Source organism: Neobacillus sp. YIM B06451 (genome assembly GCF_032667185.1).
Taxonomy (GTDB): Bacteria; Bacillota; Bacilli; order Bacillales; family Cytobacillaceae; genus Bacillus_D.
Genome location: NZ_JAVFKJ010000004.1, coordinates 237,282 through 253,712 on the forward strand (window position 1 = coordinate 237,282; position 16,431 = coordinate 253,712).

Annotated in this window: 22 protein-coding genes; 13 read left to right on the top strand and 9 right to left on the bottom strand. The window is 47.0% G+C overall.

The window, feature by feature from the left end:
• Position 1: 1 nt before the first annotated feature.
• From RB160_RS10850 to RB160_RS10860, 3 genes are all read left to right on the top strand, one after another.
• Positions 2–691: a GNAT family N-acetyltransferase gene (locus tag RB160_RS10850; protein ID WP_316570296.1), complete on the top strand. Its 690-nt coding sequence runs from the start codon at positions 2–4 to the stop codon at positions 689–691.
• Positions 681–1,355, top strand: a complete 675-nt coding sequence (locus tag RB160_RS10855) for a GNAT family N-acetyltransferase (RefSeq protein ID WP_316570297.1) — start codon at positions 681–683, stop codon at positions 1,353–1,355. The genes RB160_RS10850 and RB160_RS10855 overlap by 11 nt, the downstream gene beginning before the upstream one ends.
• A gap of 104 nt (positions 1,356–1,459) precedes the next feature.
• Positions 1,460–1,648: a hypothetical protein gene (locus RB160_RS10860; RefSeq protein WP_316570298.1), complete on the top strand. Its 189-nt coding sequence runs from the start codon at positions 1,460–1,462 to the stop codon at positions 1,646–1,648.
• Between the two features lie 18 nt (positions 1,649–1,666).
• Here the strand turns inward: RB160_RS10860 and RB160_RS10865 are convergent, their stop codons facing one another.
• Positions 1,667–2,773 carry a M20 family metallopeptidase gene (locus RB160_RS10865; RefSeq protein ID WP_316570299.1) on the bottom strand — a complete coding sequence of 369 codons (1,107 nt, stop codon included), beginning with the start codon at positions 2,771–2,773 and terminating at the stop codon, positions 1,667–1,669.
• A gap of 510 nt (positions 2,774–3,283) precedes the next feature.
• Between RB160_RS10865 and RB160_RS10870 the strand changes: the two genes are divergently transcribed.
• Positions 3,284–3,775 (top strand): DoxX family membrane protein, encoded by a 492-nt coding sequence (locus RB160_RS10870; protein WP_316570300.1) that lies wholly within the window; start codon positions 3,284–3,286, stop codon positions 3,773–3,775.
• 99 nt (positions 3,776–3,874) lie between these two features.
• Here RB160_RS10870 and RB160_RS10875 read toward each other — a convergent pair whose 3' ends face one another.
• From RB160_RS10875 to RB160_RS10885, 3 genes are all read right to left on the bottom strand, one after another.
• The gene (locus RB160_RS10875) at positions 3,875–4,063 is read right to left on the bottom strand and encodes a YfhD family protein (RefSeq protein WP_316570301.1); all 189 of its coding nucleotides are present in this window, start codon (positions 4,061–4,063) and stop codon (positions 3,875–3,877) included.
• 138 nt (positions 4,064–4,201) lie between these two features.
• On the bottom strand, positions 4,202–4,330 hold the full coding sequence (locus RB160_RS10880) for a YfhE family protein (protein WP_316570302.1): 129 nt from the start codon (positions 4,328–4,330) through the stop codon (positions 4,202–4,204).
• Between the two features lie 68 nt (positions 4,331–4,398).
• Positions 4,399–5,301 carry a TIGR01777 family oxidoreductase gene (locus RB160_RS10885; RefSeq protein ID WP_316570303.1) on the bottom strand — a complete coding sequence of 301 codons (903 nt, stop codon included), beginning with the start codon at positions 5,299–5,301 and terminating at the stop codon, positions 4,399–4,401.
• 101 nt (positions 5,302–5,402) lie between these two features.
• Between RB160_RS10885 and recX the strand changes: the two genes are divergently transcribed.
• Entirely contained in the window at positions 5,403–6,212 is an 810-nt protein-coding gene (recX, locus tag RB160_RS10890) for a recombination regulator RecX (protein WP_316570304.1), read from the top strand.
• Positions 6,213–6,223: 11 nt separating this feature from the next.
• Here recX and RB160_RS10895 read toward each other — a convergent pair whose 3' ends face one another.
• Complete coding sequence (locus tag RB160_RS10895) at positions 6,224–6,898, bottom strand: SDR family NAD(P)-dependent oxidoreductase (RefSeq protein ID WP_316570306.1); 675 nt, start codon at positions 6,896–6,898, stop codon at positions 6,224–6,226.
• Positions 6,899–6,995: 97 nt separating this feature from the next.
• Between RB160_RS10895 and RB160_RS10900 the strand changes: the two genes are divergently transcribed.
• Complete coding sequence (locus RB160_RS10900; protein ID WP_316570307.1) at positions 6,996–7,319, top strand: YfhH family protein; 324 nt, start codon at positions 6,996–6,998, stop codon at positions 7,317–7,319.
• Positions 7,320–7,375: 56 nt separating this feature from the next.
• Here RB160_RS10900 and RB160_RS10905 read toward each other — a convergent pair whose 3' ends face one another.
• Entirely contained in the window at positions 7,376–7,549 is a 174-nt protein-coding gene (locus RB160_RS10905; protein ID WP_316570308.1) for a small, acid-soluble spore protein K, read from the bottom strand.
• A 116-nt stretch (positions 7,550–7,665) separates the two neighbouring features.
• Here RB160_RS10905 and RB160_RS10910 point away from each other — a divergent pair, with 116 nt between their 5' ends.
• A complete protein-coding gene (locus RB160_RS10910; RefSeq protein ID WP_316570310.1) occupies positions 7,666–7,935 on the top strand; it encodes a YfhJ family protein in 270 nt (89 codons plus the stop codon).
• A gap of 278 nt (positions 7,936–8,213) precedes the next feature.
• Here the strand turns inward: RB160_RS10910 and RB160_RS10915 are convergent, their stop codons facing one another.
• The gene (locus RB160_RS10915; protein ID WP_316570312.1) at positions 8,214–9,194 is read right to left on the bottom strand and encodes a metal-dependent hydrolase; all 981 of its coding nucleotides are present in this window, start codon (positions 9,192–9,194) and stop codon (positions 8,214–8,216) included.
• Between the two features lie 167 nt (positions 9,195–9,361).
• Between RB160_RS10915 and mutY the strand changes: the two genes are divergently transcribed.
• Complete coding sequence (mutY, locus tag RB160_RS10920; RefSeq protein ID WP_316570313.1) at positions 9,362–10,468, top strand: A/G-specific adenine glycosylase; 1,107 nt, start codon at positions 9,362–9,364, stop codon at positions 10,466–10,468.
• 56 nt (positions 10,469–10,524) lie between these two features.
• On the opposite strand, the gene RB160_RS10925 is transcribed toward mutY, so the two are convergent.
• Positions 10,525–10,749: a hypothetical protein gene (locus RB160_RS10925; protein WP_316570314.1), complete on the bottom strand. Its 225-nt coding sequence runs from the start codon at positions 10,747–10,749 to the stop codon at positions 10,525–10,527.
• A 112-nt stretch (positions 10,750–10,861) separates the two neighbouring features.
• Between RB160_RS10925 and fabL the strand changes: the two genes are divergently transcribed.
• The 5 genes from fabL to RB160_RS10950 all read left to right on the top strand — a co-directional run bounded on the left by fabL (position 10,862) and on the right by RB160_RS10950 (position 15,011).
• Positions 10,862–11,611, top strand: coding sequence for an enoyl-[acyl-carrier-protein] reductase FabL (gene fabL, locus RB160_RS10930; RefSeq protein ID WP_316570316.1), 750 nt, complete (start codon positions 10,862–10,864; stop codon positions 11,609–11,611).
• A 138-nt stretch (positions 11,612–11,749) separates the two neighbouring features.
• Positions 11,750–12,016: a gamma-type small acid-soluble spore protein gene (locus RB160_RS10935; RefSeq protein ID WP_316570317.1), complete on the top strand. Its 267-nt coding sequence runs from the start codon at positions 11,750–11,752 to the stop codon at positions 12,014–12,016.
• Between the two features lie 196 nt (positions 12,017–12,212).
• Positions 12,213–12,479, top strand: coding sequence for a YgaB family protein (locus RB160_RS10940; RefSeq protein ID WP_316570319.1), 267 nt, complete (start codon positions 12,213–12,215; stop codon positions 12,477–12,479).
• 178 nt (positions 12,480–12,657) lie between these two features.
• Positions 12,658–13,188 carry a nucleoside tri-diphosphate phosphatase gene (ntdP, locus tag RB160_RS10945; RefSeq protein WP_316570321.1) on the top strand — a complete coding sequence of 177 codons (531 nt, stop codon included), beginning with the start codon at positions 12,658–12,660 and terminating at the stop codon, positions 13,186–13,188.
• Positions 13,189–13,250: 62 nt separating this feature from the next.
• Positions 13,251–15,011, top strand: coding sequence for an ABC transporter ATP-binding protein (locus RB160_RS10950; protein WP_316570322.1), 1,761 nt, complete (start codon positions 13,251–13,253; stop codon positions 15,009–15,011).
• A 294-nt stretch (positions 15,012–15,305) separates the two neighbouring features.
• Here RB160_RS10950 and RB160_RS10955 read toward each other — a convergent pair whose 3' ends face one another.
• Positions 15,306–16,388, bottom strand: coding sequence for an aromatic acid exporter family protein (locus tag RB160_RS10955; RefSeq protein ID WP_316570323.1), 1,083 nt, complete (start codon positions 16,386–16,388; stop codon positions 15,306–15,308).
• Between the last annotated feature and the right edge of the window lie 43 nt (positions 16,389–16,431).

The following is a 16,431-nucleotide window of genomic DNA, read 5'->3' on the forward strand; positions in this document are numbered from 1 at the left end:
AATGTACAAAAGCGAGTTTTTTGTATACGAGCAGGGAAAGCCGTATTCCGTATGCATAAGGAATTATACGAAGGATGATTTTGACGGGCTCATTGAAATCCAGTCCGAATGCTTCCCGCCGCCATTCCCCTCAGACCTTTGGTGGAACAAGGAACAATTGGCAAACCATGTGGAGTTGTTCCCAGAGGGGGCGCTTTGCGTGTTGGTTGATGGAAACCTGGCCGGTTCGCTTACCGGGCTCCGAGTCAACTTCGATCCAGCCCACCCGGACCATACGTGGGAAGACGTGACGGATAACGGATATATCCGCAATCACCTGCCAGACGGGAACTCGCTTTATATAGTAGACATCAGTGTCAGGCCAAAATATCGGAAGCTCGGCCTTGGAAAATTGATGATGCAGGCAATGTACCATGTTGTCATCGAACAAGGCATCGACAGGCTAGTTGGCGGAAGCAGGATGCCGGGCTACCACAAGGTTGCTTCGTCGATGACCCCTCAGCAATATCTTGAAAAGGTGATGGCGGGCGAACTGAAGGACCCGGTCATAACCTTCCTTCTCCGCTGCGGCCGGGTGCCGGTTGCTGTCGTGGAAAATTACCTTGACGATGAAGAATCGAAAAACCATGCTGTCATCATGGAATGGAAAAATCCATTTAAAAACGAAGGAGTACCTGGAAATGGAATATAAGCGCATAATAAGCATCGAAGACCCGAATTTTAAAAAACTGCACAATCTCATGGGGGAAATCTTCCCTCCGGAGGAAGTACTCGAATACGATTTATGGAAAGAACCGCTCGAAGACCCTGGCATCCGTGTATTCGTCGCTGTGGACGGAGATGAAGTCGTTGGCGCAACCGAATACCGCTATTATGAAAATTGGAACATTGCCATGACCGATTTCACGATTATCGGCCGGCCCGGAAAAGGAATCGGCCGCTTTCTTGCTGTTAATAGAATGAACGACCTAAAGGAGCTTGCCGGCAAAAACGGAAAGGAACAGCTGTACGGCATGTTTGCTGAAATCTATGATCCCTACCGTGTTGAGAAATACGAGTTTGGCGGGGTTAAGGTAATGGACCCGTATGTACGACGGGAAGTGCTTTCCCATCTTGGATACAAGCGCCTTGACCTTGAGTACGTCCACCCATCATGGGAGAACAATGGAGAAGCCGTCTCCGGCCTCGACCTCGGCTTCATGCCGGGCGACGAAAGCCAAGATACCGTCGAAGCCTCGCTTGTAGTAGATTTCCTGACAACCTATTACTCCGTCCTGTCCAACAAGCCAAAGGAATGGCTGGACATGATTGAATCTCTCCGGGATAAAGAAACAGTCGCCCTCTTGCCATTGTAAGCATTAACGTAACGCGCCGCCCTCATTAGTTGATGGGCGGCGCGTTTTTTTGTGTTTTGTTAACGTGGACCTTTTAATAATTTAGTTAACATAAGGGCCATCCAATGGGCTGTAAATCCCTGTTAGGCAGAATTAATCTCTTTTTTGGCATTAATAATGCTTCGTTTGGCTTTATTAATGCCAAATTCGGCGTTATTATTGCTGATTTTGGCGTTATTGCGGCTCCATTCGGCATTATTATAAGTCCATCCGGCATTATTACGCCCGGATTCGGCATTAATGCCAAAGGTTAACTAACGATAAGTTCCATTTTAACCGCGTTCTTTCTCAGTCAATCCCTTAAACTCCGCCAATCTGCCGGAAGAAGCCAGTTCAACAAGAATATTCCGAAAAGCCAGCACCGAGTCAATTTCCACGTATTCCTCATCTCCGTGCCAATTCCCTCCGGCGGGGCCAAATTCGATTGCAGGAATTCCATATTTCGAGAAAAAGACAGTATCCGCGCTGCCATGCTGGCCAAAATAATTGGCTTCCCGCTCGGTATGCCGTTGAACGATTTCGCCAAGCAGTTGCAGGAAAGGGTGGCTGCGGTCTGTATTGACGGGATTCGAAAACATCCCAGGAATAAGCTGAACGCCTTCAATTCCGCTTATTTGGCGGAGGATTTCATCTTTGTCCTGACCGGGGAGGTAGCGGATATCAAACCCCATCATGCATTCGTCTGGCACAACGTTGTAGGCGCTGCCTGCATTAATTTTAGCCAAATTGATCGACGGTTTTTCGTAATAATCACTGCTTTCGCATGCGAATGGAAGCCGAAGAATTTCACCATATATTCCGTATGCCTTCTCAATCGCGTTAATCCCTTCCCATGGGCGGCTCCCATGCGCTGCTTCTCCGGTTACCCGCAAATCAGTACGCAGAACGCCCTTCGCTTGGTTGGCAATGCCAAGGCCCGTCGGCTCTCCGCAAATCGCGAAATCCCCTCTATAGCCTTTTTCGACTAAAAAGCCTGTGCAATTGAACCCGCCAATTTCTTCATCGGAAACAATTTGCAGCTGAACCCTAATTCCGAGTTCCATGCCATTTAATTGGGAAAGTGCGGACATCATCGCCGCGACCCCGGACTTCATATCGGCCGAGCCTCTTCCGTAAATCTTTCCGTCCCGCTCAAAAGGCAGGAACTGGCCAGCCTTTGCGGCTACAACATCTACATGGCCATTTAGGACGAGAGTAAAATCGCCGCTGCCGATTTCTGAAACAAGCATTGTGTAGCCATTATTTTCAAAAGTAGAAACCGGAAGCCCGTTTCCTTGGAGCCAGTCACCGCAAAACCGTACTGCTTCATTTGCCCCTTCAACCGAACTACTGTCAATGGAAATCAAATCGTTAAGTAATTTTAGTACCAAACAAGCCATCTCCATTCAACATTCTAGTAAAAATCTATCTCTACCAGTTTACGCTAAACCGAACCCGGAATGTAGAGAAGAAAGTATCAATTCCCGTACTCATCCACATCTAAACGTTATTTTGGGGACACATTCAGTTATTCACTAGGATATCCACAGAAAGGTTGTTATTTTAACAATCATCCACAGACTTATCCACTTTATCCACAGAAATACTGCCGAATGTTATACACAAACACCGATTTCTACATACCTTTATTTTGTTATACCCACAAAATTTATCCACAATATCCCCTGTATCCACAGTCGTTCACAATTTAGTCAAATAATCACTATAAACACAGTGAAATCTATAAAAATATGTTGATAGTTTTTAAAAAAGGGAGTAAAGTAAGGGTGTAGAAAGTAAGTGAAAACCTTCACAAACTTAAACACTAAACATAAGAACTTATTCTAAATAATTTTTTTCCGTTAAGAATGTGAATAATTTCACAAAAACAAAAACAGGAGTTGGTTAAAATGAAAAAATGGTATCAAACACCACAAGTAGCAGTAATTTGGACAATCGCAAGGGTTTGGTTGGGCCTTCAATGGTTACAAGCTGGCTGGGGCAAGATAACAGGAGGTTTTGATGCAGGCGGATTCCTACAAGGCGCTATTGCAAAAGCTGGCGGAGATCATCCAGCCGTCCAAGGCTGGTATGCAGATTTCCTACAAAACGTAGCAGCTCCAAATATTGACCTCTTTAATGTCCTGATTCCTTGGGGTGAAACATTGGTTGGCTTGGGACTGATCTTGGGAGCAGCAACAATCCCTGCTTTGATAGCAGCTGCGTTCATGAACCTGAACTTCTTGCTTGCCGGTACAACAAGCACAAACCCAATCCTTTACACAGTAGCAGTTGTCCTCTTGTTCGCTGGCAGTGGTGCAACCTACTGGGGCGTTGATAGGTTTGCAGTACCTTATCTAAAAGCTGCAATCAATAAAAAGGCTGTTGCAAATAAAGCATAACTATAAAAAAGGAGCAGGGTCGCCCTGCTTCTTTTTTCATCAGTCTTTGGAAAACGAGCATTCGCCAACCTAGCCAGGCGAATGCTCGTTTTTTATTGATTATTTCCGCCTGCTTTTCGCCCTCTGGTCGGCAGCTTTTGACCTGGCCATTGCCTCTAGGTCGTCATGGTCGGCAAGGTCGCGGTCAAATTCAACGTCGCGCCCATCGGTAATTTTCAGGTTCTTTGGAGTTTGTGGCAGGGAAGTTGTGTTCTTGTCACGATTCCTGTGTCCGCGTGAACGGCCCATCACGAAAAACCCCTTTCGGAAATAAATTGCGGAGTAACCCGCAGTATTATCCTTTCCGCCACAGCCTCAGCCATAAGTGGGAAATTTTTCAGAAAAGCCGCCTTGTTTACCTTACCAGAAATATCCGCAGTCCTTCCCTTACCGCTTCCTCAGTTTCGGCCCTTCAAAGCCCGCCGCTCGGTCCGCCGCTTTAAATTCCCGCTGATAAAGAACTTCCTGCGTGGCCGTCAACGTCAGCCTCGACTTTTCCTTTTTGCGTTTTTCCATATTTGATCCCTTCCTTCTAAGAAAAGTATGCTGCTATTCCAATCCTTTCCTTAAAAAGGGGGTATGATTCAACTTTTGTATATATTTTTAAGTGCGGGTTCCAACTCTGGAAACCGGAAGTTATAACCCGTATCAAGCAATTTTTTCGGCATAACCCTTTGGCCTTCGAGTACGAGCGTGCTCATTTCACCAAGCAAAAGCTTCAACGCGAAGCCGGGAACCGGCAGCCAGTGCGGGCGCCCTAAAACCTTTCCAACCGTCTTTCCAAACCCCTTCATTGGAACAGCTTCAGGTGCGGTGAAATTAACTGGGCCACTAACTCCTTCATTTTCAATAGCAAAAAGAATCCCGAAAACGGTATCATCAAGATGAATCCACGATACCCATTGGCGTCCCGAGCCGACCGTCCCGCCGCCGAACATTTTGTACGGGAGGGCAATCCTTGGCAGCGCGCCTTCCTTCCTATCAAGGATGATCCCAAACCTGCACAGTACGGTCCGTATGCCAAGGTCCGCGGCTTTCATACTCGCATCCTCCCAGCGTTTGACTACATCCGAGAGAAAATCGTTCCCTGAAGGGCTGCCTTCGATAAACGTTTTGTCCGTGGAAGTTCCGTAAAATCCGACAGCGCTAGCGGCAATATGGACTTTCGGTTTCTCTTCCATTGAGGCCATAATCCAGACTGCTTCGTTTGCCGCGGCAAGCCTGCTCGTTAACAACCGTTCCTTACGTTCAGCAGTCCAGCGTCCGCTGTTCAGCGACTCGCCGGCAAGGTTGATAAAGACATCTATCCCCACAAGTTCATGTTCCGGCCGGCTGCCATCGGTGAGCCATTGTACATACGTTAGCCCGTTCCGGCCGCTTTCCTTTTTCTTTCTTGTTAAAATAAACACCTCATGTCCCTTCTCGAGCAAAGCTTCCGTAAGGGCGCTGCCCAAAAAACCGCTGCCCCCGGCAATCGCGATTTTCATTCCATTTCCTCCCTCTGAAAAACCTGTTAACTCTATTTTAGCTTCTTCCTATATGAAAGGCACTCTTGGTGTGTGGTACAGTGGAGAAGAGGTGAGGAAAAATGGCAATCATTACGAAAATCACCACCCAGAAGCGTGATACAGGGAGATACAATATTTATATGGATTTCGGTAAAGGGGAAGAATTCGCCTTCAGTGCCGATGAAGCCGTTATTATTAAATTTAAATTGAGAAAAGGTATGGAGCTTGATGAGTTCGCGCTGGCGGAGGTCGGATACCATGATGAAATCCGTAAAGCGTATAACAATGCAATCAACTACCTTTCCCATAAAATGAGGTCGGAAAAAGAAGTCCGCAAGCATCTGAAGGAAAAAAAGCTTGAAGAAGCAGCCATTAACGAAGTCATCCACAGGCTGCATGAACAAGGGTACTTGAATGACGCCGAATACGCCGACGCATATGTAAGGACGCAAATCAGCACAACCGATAAAGGGGCATATGTTGTCCGGATGGAGCTAAAGGAAAGAGGGATCGCCGACCCGCTCATTGAAGAAGCGCTAAAGCGATACACCCCTGAAGAACAGTTTGAAAAAGCAAAGACGCTTGCCGAAAAATATGCCCGCAAGTACTCCGGGGAATCAGAGCGGATTCTCAAGCAAAAGCTGGATGCGATGCTTCGCCGGAAGGGTTACCAGACTGACGCAATCCAATTCGCCTTGGACGAGGGCGATTTTGGCAGGAATGAGGAAGACGAACTCGAAGCAATCCGCCTGCAAGGCGAAAAGGCCCACCGCAAGCATGCCAAGCTGACGGGCTACGCCTATGAGCGGAAAATGAAAGAAACCCTTTTCCGCAAAGGGTTTCCAATTGAACTGATTGAACGCTATTTAGAAGCGCGCGGTGAAGAATAATGATCCGCGCGCTATTTTTGCCTTTCGACGATGATTTCCTTATCTCCCAATCCTTCAACAATCCGCCGGGTAACATCAAACGGGGACATGAAGTTTGAGGAATCAGCCACATGGGAGCTTCCTTCCCAAAAAGGCGTATCCATGCCGCCCATATAGGCTGCGGTGAACTTGATCCCGCTTCCTTCATACTCTTTTTGAAGGCTCTCGGTGAAGCCCCTGACCGCGAATTTGCTTGCCGAATACACGGATTCATTTGTTTTGCCGCGCAGTCCCGCGGTTGAAATGATATTGACGACGTACCCGGATTTAGTCTGTTCGAGATAAGGCAGGACTGCTTTTGTCATAAAAATAGTACCGAGTGCGTTCGCCTGGAACAGTTCGGAAATTTGTGCGTTGTCCATTTTTCCAAAAGGCCCGAAATGCCCGATTCCCGCGTTGTTTACGAGGCCACGGACAGTTTTGCCCTCGAGAGCCTGGACGAGCTTTTCCGGCAGGCTTTCCGGATCGGTAACATCAAGTTGCAGGGCAGTCGCGGATCCGCCGGAAGCCTCGATTTCTTCTTTTACGAGGAGAAGCTTGTCCAACGTCCTTCCGGCTAACAAAACATCCCATCCTTCTTTTGCTAAAAGCAGGGCGATTTCCCGTCCAAGCCCCGAGCCCGCGCCTGTTATAATAAAGGTTTCCATTGGGGTATCTCCTTCCTTTAAATGAAGCACTATCCTTTTAAAACTCCCTATAATTTACTATACTGAAGGTATTATAACAATTAAGGTGGCTTTATTGATGGAACGGGAAAAAAGGTACAGCGCCATGACGGAATATGAATTGAGGCGTGAGATTGCAACTCTCAATGAAAAGGCGAGGAAGGCTGAACAAATGGGGATGGTGAACGAATATGCCGTCCTTGAACGTAAGGCTGTGATGGCAAAAGCATATTTGCTTGATCCAAATTCATTCAAGCCTGGTGAAATTTACGAAATAGATGGCGATCCTGGTTCTTATTTTAAAATTGATTACCTGAATGGTGTGTTTGCGTGGGGATACCGCCTTGGCGGGACGGGACAGGAAGAGGCCTTGCCGATTTCAATGCTGAACCTTAAGGGCTGAAGCCAGGCACCGCTTGGTGATGCCTGGTTTCGGCCGGGGAGCGACGGGGGAAACGGTTAATACGATTTAATTTGTTCCGGGTCTCTTTGCGAAGAGGCTTTCATTCGTTCCTGGGGATGGGTATTGATGCTGCCATCCGCCCTTGTCGACGCATATTCTGCTTTTGCGCGCGGTTCTCCTTCGAACTTGTTATCATTTCCGTACGGGAAGCCCTTTGCCTTGTTTCTCATTGCTCCTGCCTCCATCCGTCACGTTTTTGCCGCAGAGCGGATTGTTCCGCGGTATGAATAGTATTTGTTCATTTTTTATCAATATGTAGCTGCATTTTCTGCCAGGGGGTGAAAAGATGAACGACTATCATGAAAGGCTGACGAAGGTTTTACTCGATAAAAATGACCATCTGTCCTATGGCCAGGCGCGGACCTGGGTTGAGCTTCTTTGGGAGGATTTTGAAACCACCTATGCGAAGGCGGGCAGGGAGTATATGGGCAGTGAAATCACTGAAAAAGTGGTGCGCCAGTGGATTGAGAATTACGGTGGAAGCCTCCACGAATTTGCCGCGCAGAATCCAAAATATGCTCATTATTTGAAACAGGATAAGAATAAATTGCATTAAGAACAAAATGCGCAAGCGCCTTCGCGACAAGCAAAAACCGCTTGTCCCTGCGATGATTATTCCAAGGAGCTTTCCTTAGTGGTCAGCCCCGACAAGCATAAGACGGGGCCCGCAGGACGGGCCTGCTCTCCGGAGGGAACCGGCTTATGACCTCGAGGGGCTAGGCGCTGGAGCTGGATTACGATAACTAATTTTGAGTTATCCACAATGTTCGATTTAAATATTTTCTGGTGTATGAAAAACGGCAGCCGCTGATGGCTGCCGTTCTATTTGTTCGTTCATCCCGGAAGGATGGCCAGTTTCTTCCGCAATTTTTCCTCACTGAAAATCCAGCCCGTATATGAATTGATCACATTCAGATCGGGGTCTAGATGGGCGACCGCCACAAATGGGTAGTGGCCGTTGCTCCGATAGCGAAGGTCGATGAACCTGACCTCGTAGTAATCGTCGAATTCCTTGACCTCCCACCTGTAAACCGGGGAAAATGACAGGAATGCGGAAATATTCGTGTCTTTTTTCGCTGCGTTGATGACTGGCGTGTCGGGAACGGGGACACGGTTGAATTTATCGAGTATCCGTACCGTCTTCCCATGTGCCCTTCCGACGAAAAATTCATTTTCGTTCATGACAGCTACCTTCCAGTGGTGAAACTTCATCGTCGGCGCGACGACAATTTGGGTTGCGTCTGGCACAATCTGTTTAACTGCGTTCACAACTTCGCGCTTGGCGGAAAACCTCAGGAAATAATAAAAAATGAGTATTCCGTACACGACGAGGAATGTATAGCCAGGAGGCGCGCCCATAATCCAGACGACCAATCCGGCGACATGGATGCCGAATATGAATGGGTCGAACGTATTGATTACGCCGAGCGCAACCCATTTACACGAAAACGGCCTCAGTGCCTGGGTTCCGTAGGCATTGAAAATATCAACAAAAACGTGCAGGAAAACGGCAATTTGCGTCCATAGCCACAGATGGAAAAGATTCGCATCCGGGTTAAAGAAAAAGATGATTCCTGTGATTAAAAGCGGCCACAGGAAAACGGCCGGAACGGAATGGGTGATTCCCCGGTGGTTCCGTATATATACCGCGTTGCTCCTTAGCTTTAAAACCGTATCTATATCCGGGATTTGTGATCCGATAATTGTCCCTATCATGACGGCGCTGGCTGTTGCTGTATGTGGTGCAACCGCCGGATCAAGAGTGGCCAAGCCTCCCAGGGCAAGCCCCATAACGACATGTGTGCCAGTATCCAAGGTGCCGGTTCCTCCTTTTCAGGATCGTTTTTCCTGTTAAAATTCCTTGCCAATAGCCAATTGGTATTTTACGTTAGTATATGGCGGCAAGTTTGCCCTAGTTGAAATAATACTATTATATTCCCACTTTACCTTGTTTTTTAACATAGGGGAGGATAAAACTCAAGATGAATCGTTTGGAAAATATTGAAAACATACAAATAAAGCAGTTCCAGGAAGACCTGATTTCCTGGTTCCGTGCTGAGCAAAGAAGCCTTCCTTGGCGGGAAGATAAGGATCCGTACAAAGTGTGGGTTTCTGAAATCATGCTGCAGCAAACGCGGGTCGATACAGTTATCCCATATTTCCAGAGGTTTTTGGAACAATTCCCGACGATTGAAGCACTGGCCGATGCGGAAGAGGATAAAGTTTTAAAAGCATGGGAAGGGCTTGGCTATTATTCAAGGGCGAGGAATCTCCAAGCCGCTGTCCGGGAAGTGAAGGAAAAATACAATGGCGTCGTCCCTGACTCTCCAAGGGAAATCGCCACTTTAAAAGGGGTCGGCCCTTATACAGCGGGAGCGATTTTAAGTATTGCGTACGGTATTCCGGAGCCTGCTGTCGATGGAAACGTCATGAGGGTTTTGTCGCGGATTTTGCTCATCCGTGAAGATATTGCGAAGCCTTCCGCGCGCAAGATCTTTGAAGAAGCGGTCAGGAAATTGATTTCCCATGAGTCGGCTTCCGACTTCAACCAGGCGTTGATGGAGCTTGGCGCGCTCATTTGCACCCCAACTTCGCCGTCTTGCCTGCTTTGCCCGGTAAGGGAGTATTGCCAGGCTTTTCATGAAGGCGAGCAAAATAGCCTTCCCATCAAGGCGAAAAAGAAAAAGCCAAAACAGGTCCGCCTTGCAGCCGCGGTTGCTGTGGACGAAAAAGGAAGGATTTTAATTAGGAAACGCCCGGCGGATGGACTTCTGGCGAATTTGTGGGAACTTCCTTCCGTCGAAGTCCATCATCCGATTGGGAACGCCCCTGAGGAACTGAAGCGTTTTTATAAAGATGCCTTTGGGGTGGAAATAATGGCTGGCGAGGCCCTTGGCCAGGTTCAGCACGTTTTTTCCCATCTTGTTTGGGACGTTACCGTCTATTTGGCACGGCTGGAAGGCCCTGTCGCTGAGAATGAAGGCCTTCGCCTTGTCCCGCTGGAAGGGCTCGTGGACTTTGCCCTTCCGGTTCCGCATCAAAAAATGCTGGCGCTTTTTACGGCGCGGAGTGAAGAGTTCAAGCTTTAATGTGGATTAAATAAAAAACAGCCGGTAAACCGGCCGAATAAAGTTGGAATTCATCATTAATCATAGGTTGTTTTTGTTCCGTGGGTATAATCGGCTTCGCCCCGATTCAGGCCGCCGCGCAGTTCAATTTCTTCAACGATTTCCCGATGGATGGTCACACCTTCTTCATTTAGATAAGGAACTACTTGCTGAAGCGAATGGTGGAAAAATGCAAGCTCGCTGTCTTCCCATTCGCTTTTCGGTTTCATTGTCAGTTCGGTCATATCCCGTCCGACATACATGGCAAATCTCCTTTCTAGCGGAACATTCATGGTTAGTGTTTGGATTCAATTGTCTTCTATACCCGTAAACGCTAAAATAAAAACAAATCAACCAGGAAAGGGATTACATAACATGACACAAAAAGTCGCACTTGTTACAGGAAGCAGCAGGGGGATCGGCAAGGCTGCCGCAATCAGGCTTGCGAAAGAAGGCTATGATATAGCAATCAATTATGCGCGCAGCAAAAGCGCCGCACTTGAAACAGCCGCTGAAATCGAGGCGCTCGGCCGGAAAGCGGTCATCATCCGGGCAAACGTCGGGGATGTTGAAAAAATCCGCTCAATGTTCGCTACAGTTGAAGAAGAATTCGGCCGGCTTGATGTTTTCGTTAATAATGCGGCTTCCGGGGTACTCCGTCCGGTTATGGAACTTGAGGAGTCGCACTGGGATTGGACAATGAACATTAATAGTAAGGCGCTCCTATTTTGCGCCCAGGAAGCTGCAAGGCTCATGGAGAAGAACGGTGGCGGAAAAATCGTCAGCATCAGTTCGATCGGTTCCATCCGCTATTTGGAAAATTACACAACGGTAGGGGTTTCGAAAGCCGCCCTTGAGGCGCTTACCCGCTATTTGGCGGTCGAGCTTGCACCGAAAAACATTGCTGTAAATGCCGTCTCCGGTGGTGCAGTCGACACCGAGGCGCTTAAGCACTTCCCGAACAGGGAGGAGCTTTTGGAGGAAGCAAGGAAAAAAACGCCAGCGGGCAGGATGGTCGAAATCGATGACCTCGTCGATACCATCATGTTCCTCGTCTCCGAACAGTCAAAAATGATTTGCGGACAGACCATCATCGTAGATGGCGGGATCTCCCTTCTCGTTTAAAATTACCCCCATGAAAAGCGTATGCCTGGAGTGGAAAACAACAATTAAAAATAACTGAGCCTCAAATTTTTACCTGCGAAATATTCAGGATAGAGCCATCCCTTCATGGACAAATTAATAGTCGTGGAGGTGATTACAATGGCAAAATTCAACCAACAGGCAAACAGGACTTCTTCCGGAACAAACATCCAGGAAGTAAGGCAGCAAAATGCCCAAGCTGGCCAAGGACAATTCGGCACTGAATTCGCGAGCGAAACAAACGCTCAAGAAGTAAGGCGCCAAAACCAACAGTCTGCTCAAGGCCAACAAGGCCAATTTGGCACTGAGTTCGGGAGCGAAACAAACGCTCAGCAAGTAAGACGCCAAAACCAGCAAGCTGAAGGCCGTAAAAACCAAAACAGCTAATTGATTGAATGTACGATGAGGCGCCCTTAACGGGGTGCCTTTTCCTTTTTCCAGTGGGCTGAAAATCATCGCGTTTTCTGGAATAAATCCTCTTTCACCTTCGACAAAACTTCCTGTGAAGCAACAGAACTAGTCAAAGGAGATGGCGAGAATTTCAAGAATACATAGGGGAACAACTAAAGCGGGCGGTGGTACAATGAAAACGTTTAGCCAAATGGTTTCCGAACAAATGAAAACGATGGAGAAACTCCTTTATTTGCAGGCAGAACTTGAACGGTGCCAGGAGATAGAAGCCGAGTTGCAAGTTCTGCAAAATGAAACAGAGCTTGAATCGATCCAGAATGAAATAAGGGGGATGAAGGCTGAGCTGAAGGATATTCAAATAAAATTCGAGGAACAAACCGAAGAGGTTATCCGGTCCTACCAGCTTGGAAACAATGATGTGAAAGAGGTATCCGGTTAATGGAGAAAATGAAATTTTTTAAGGGCCATTTTGCTTCCGATAATGGCTCTTTTGTTTTAAAAATGCCATTTAACCGTTATAATAGGAGAAAACAGGAATAGCCTTTTGTTGCCTTTTGTCGTTTTTTTGTTTTATTATAGGTTGCAAAGCGTTCGGGAAATGAAAGTAGGGGAGATTCATGGGTTTACCCATTGAAGGAGAACCAATGCAAATACACAGCTATAAACATAATGGGCATATCCATCGCATATGGGAAGAAACCACCATTCTTAAAGGGACCCAAAACCTTGTGATTGGAGGCAACGACAGGACCGTTGTCACGGAATCCGACGGACGGACATGGTTAACGCGGGAGCCGGCCATTTGCTATTTCCATTCGGAATGCTGGTTCAATGTGATTGGAATGCTCCGTGAAGATGGTGTCCATTATTATTGTAATATCAGTTCTCCGTTCATTTTTGACGGGGAATCTTTGAAGTATATCGATTATGACCTTGATATCAAAGTATTTCCGGATATGACCTTCAATTTGCTTGATGAGGATGAATATGAGCGCCACCGACGTGAAATGAATTATCCAGATGTCATCGACCAGATCCTTAAGAGGAACGTTGAAAAACTAATCAGATGGATTCGCCAGCGCAAAGGGCCGTTCGCGCCTGATTTCATTGATACATGGTATGAACGCTACCTCTCATTGAGGAAATAGGCAGTCATGAGCCCTGTTGATTACATCAACAGGTTTTTGTTTGAAAAGGGGGAGGGGACAGTTTGGGCAGCATCAGGAGGTATCTTCATTATGTTAAACCGTACAAATGGCAAATAATCGGGACGATACTTATCGGAATTATAAAATTTGCCATTCCACTTATTATCCCGTTGCTAATAAAATATGTCGTCGATGATATTGTTGGCGGGACAATGCCAAAATCGGAAAAGGTGGACAAGCTATTTTTAATCATGGGGATTATGCTTGTCATTTTTGTTATTTTGCGGCCGCCAGTAGAGTATTACCGGCAGTATTTCGCCCAATGGACCTCCAGCAAAATCCTTTATGATATTAGGGATAAACTGTATACCCACATGCAAAAATTAAGCTTCAAATATTACTCCAATACAAAAGCGGGGGAAGTTATTTCCCGGGTCATCAATGATGTTGAGCAGACAAAGGCGTTCGTCATTTCCGGATTAATGAACCTGTGGCTTGATGTCGCGACAATCCTAATTGCGATTGGCTTTATGTTTACAATGAATGTGAAACTCACAATCGTGTCGATCATTCTGTTCCCACTTTACGCATTTTCTGTAAAGTTTTTTTTCGGAAATTTAAGGAGCCTGACCCGGAACCGTTCACAGGCGCTAGCGGAAGTCCAAAGCTACCTGCATGAACGCGTGCAGGGAATGTCTGTGATTAAAAGTTTCGCTATCGAAGAGCATGAGCAAAAGCAATTTGACCGGACAAACAAGAATTTTTTACAAAAAGCGCTTGAACATACGAGCTGGAACGCCAAAGCGTTCGCAGTGGTCAATACGATTACGGACATCGCCCCGCTTCTCGTTATCGGCTACTCCGGCTATCTTGTCATTGAAAACCAGCTGACGGTAGGGACCATGGTCGCCTTTATCGCTTATATTGACAGGCTGTACAATCCGCTCAGGAGGCTCGTGAACTCGTCGACCACGATTACGCAGTCATTCGCTTCCATGGACCGCGTGTTTGAATTCGCCGACGAAAAATACGATATTGTCGATAAACCGGGAGCAATTGACTGCACATCCGTAAATGGGCATATTTCTTTTGAAAACGTCAGCTTTTCATATGGCGAAAGCGAGGAAATGGTGCTGAAGAATATCAACCTTGAAGCGAACAAAGGCGAAACGATAGCCCTAGTCGGGATGAGCGGAGGAGGAAAGTCTTCGCTCGTCAGCCTGATCCCAAGGTTTTATGATGTAACCGAAGGCAGGATTTTGCTCGATGGAACGGATATCCGGTCGTTCAAGGTCCAGACGCTTCGTGATAAAATTGGGGTCGTGTTCCAGGACAATATTCTATTCAGCGACTCGGTCCGGTCGAATATCCTTCTCGGAAAGCCGGGTGCAACTGACGAGGAAGTCGAAGCGGCGGCCCAGGCAGCCAACGCGACCGAATTCATTGCGAATTTGCCGGAAGGGTATGAAACGAAGGTCGGCGAACGGGGAGTCAAGCTTTCCGGCGGCCAGAAGCAGCGGATTGCGATTGCGCGTGTTTTCCTGAAAAATCCGCCAATCCTGATCCTCGATGAAGCTACTTCTGCACTCGACCTCGAGAGCGAGCACCAGATCCAGGAGGCGCTCGAAAAGCTCGCGAAGGATAGGACAACCTTCATCGTTGCCCACCGCCTGTCAACAATCACCCATGCCGATAAAATCGTCCTCATTGAACATGGAAGGATTGTCGAAATCGGCACCCATGAGGAATTAATGGAAAAGCAAGGCAGCTACTACCGGCTTTTCCAGGTCCAGCAGCTCGAACAAAAAACCGGAACGGAGTAATTGGCTCTGGACCGGTTTTTTTGTGAAAATATAAGTTCAAGGATACCCGATGTTTGGACAGTAAAGTGAATTTTCAAGGGATGCGTGTCCAAAGAACCCTGGTCTCTGGACAGCAAAATGAATTTTCCAAGGTTGTGTGTCCAAAGAATCCTGGTATTTGGACAGTAAAGTGAATTTTCAAGCGCTGTATGTCCAAAGATACCCCATCCGGAAGGCTTATTTTTTTTTCAAAAAATTAGTCCTTTCAAACAAAAGAGCACCAGTTTACCCTGGTGCTCGCTTTTAACAAAAATACTACTCCAAAACCTGTTCCTCAATCTCGACTTCGTTTTCGCCTCGATGGTAGGACAGAAAGCTTGTGACAAGTATATCGAGATGCTCCACATGCTCGCCGTAGTCAAGGATGGCGGATACGATTTGCAACGTATGGTAAAGGTGATTATCTTCTTCTTCCTCGTATTCCTTTTGCCGCGCAATGAAAAGCCGGAACACTTCCCGCTTATCGAGGCACTGCACCGGGTTTTCCTCCGCAGCTTCCTGGCGCACTTTCCCGATATATTTCAGCATGATTTGCTCATGGACGGTAATCAGGCAGTCAAGCTGTTCTTGAATAGACTGCTTGTAATGTTCCGGAAGCATATGGTATTCGTTCTCGAAACGATGCAGGCGGTTCAGCATCTCCAGCGCTTTTTCCGAAGTTGACAGCATATTCCTGTAAACAACAAGCTTGCGAGCTTTTACCGCGTCCTCCCGCTTGAAATACTTTCTTTCCTCTTTATACATCGAGTAAAGGGCGTCTGCCTTGGATAGTGTTTTCCGCAGTTTTTCAATTTCACTTTTGAGCAGATTGTGATCGGAGGCGTTCCGGGCTGTCAACCTGATCCACCGGATAATGTCCCCGGTCGCATCGGATATTTTATGGTACAGTCTGTTTTCATACCGGGGCGGGAGGAAAACAAGGTTAACAATAAACGCTGAGAATACTCCAAGCATAATCGTCGAAAACCGGATGGCGGCGAATTCTAGGAACTGATCGCCAGGCGATTCCATGATTGAAATGAGCGTTACGAGCGAAAGGCCGATTGTATTTTCAAGCTTTAGTTTTAAGTTAATTGTAATGACGATAATGACAGCAATGCCGATTACCATGATATGGTTACCAAGAAGGAGTACAAAGGCTGTCGCGATTATCGCTCCGATTAAATTCCCCTGCACCTGTTCAAGGATGGATTGGTAGGATCTATAGATGGTTGGCTGCACCGCGAAAATGGCGGCAATCCCGGCCATTACCGGCGACGGCACATTCAGCAGCTCGCTGAGCAAAAGCGCCAGCATAATGGCGATTCCCGTCTTTAAAATACGAGCACCTAACTTCATTGAAAAAATTCCCTTCAAACGATTCTCTAATACAGCAAGTATA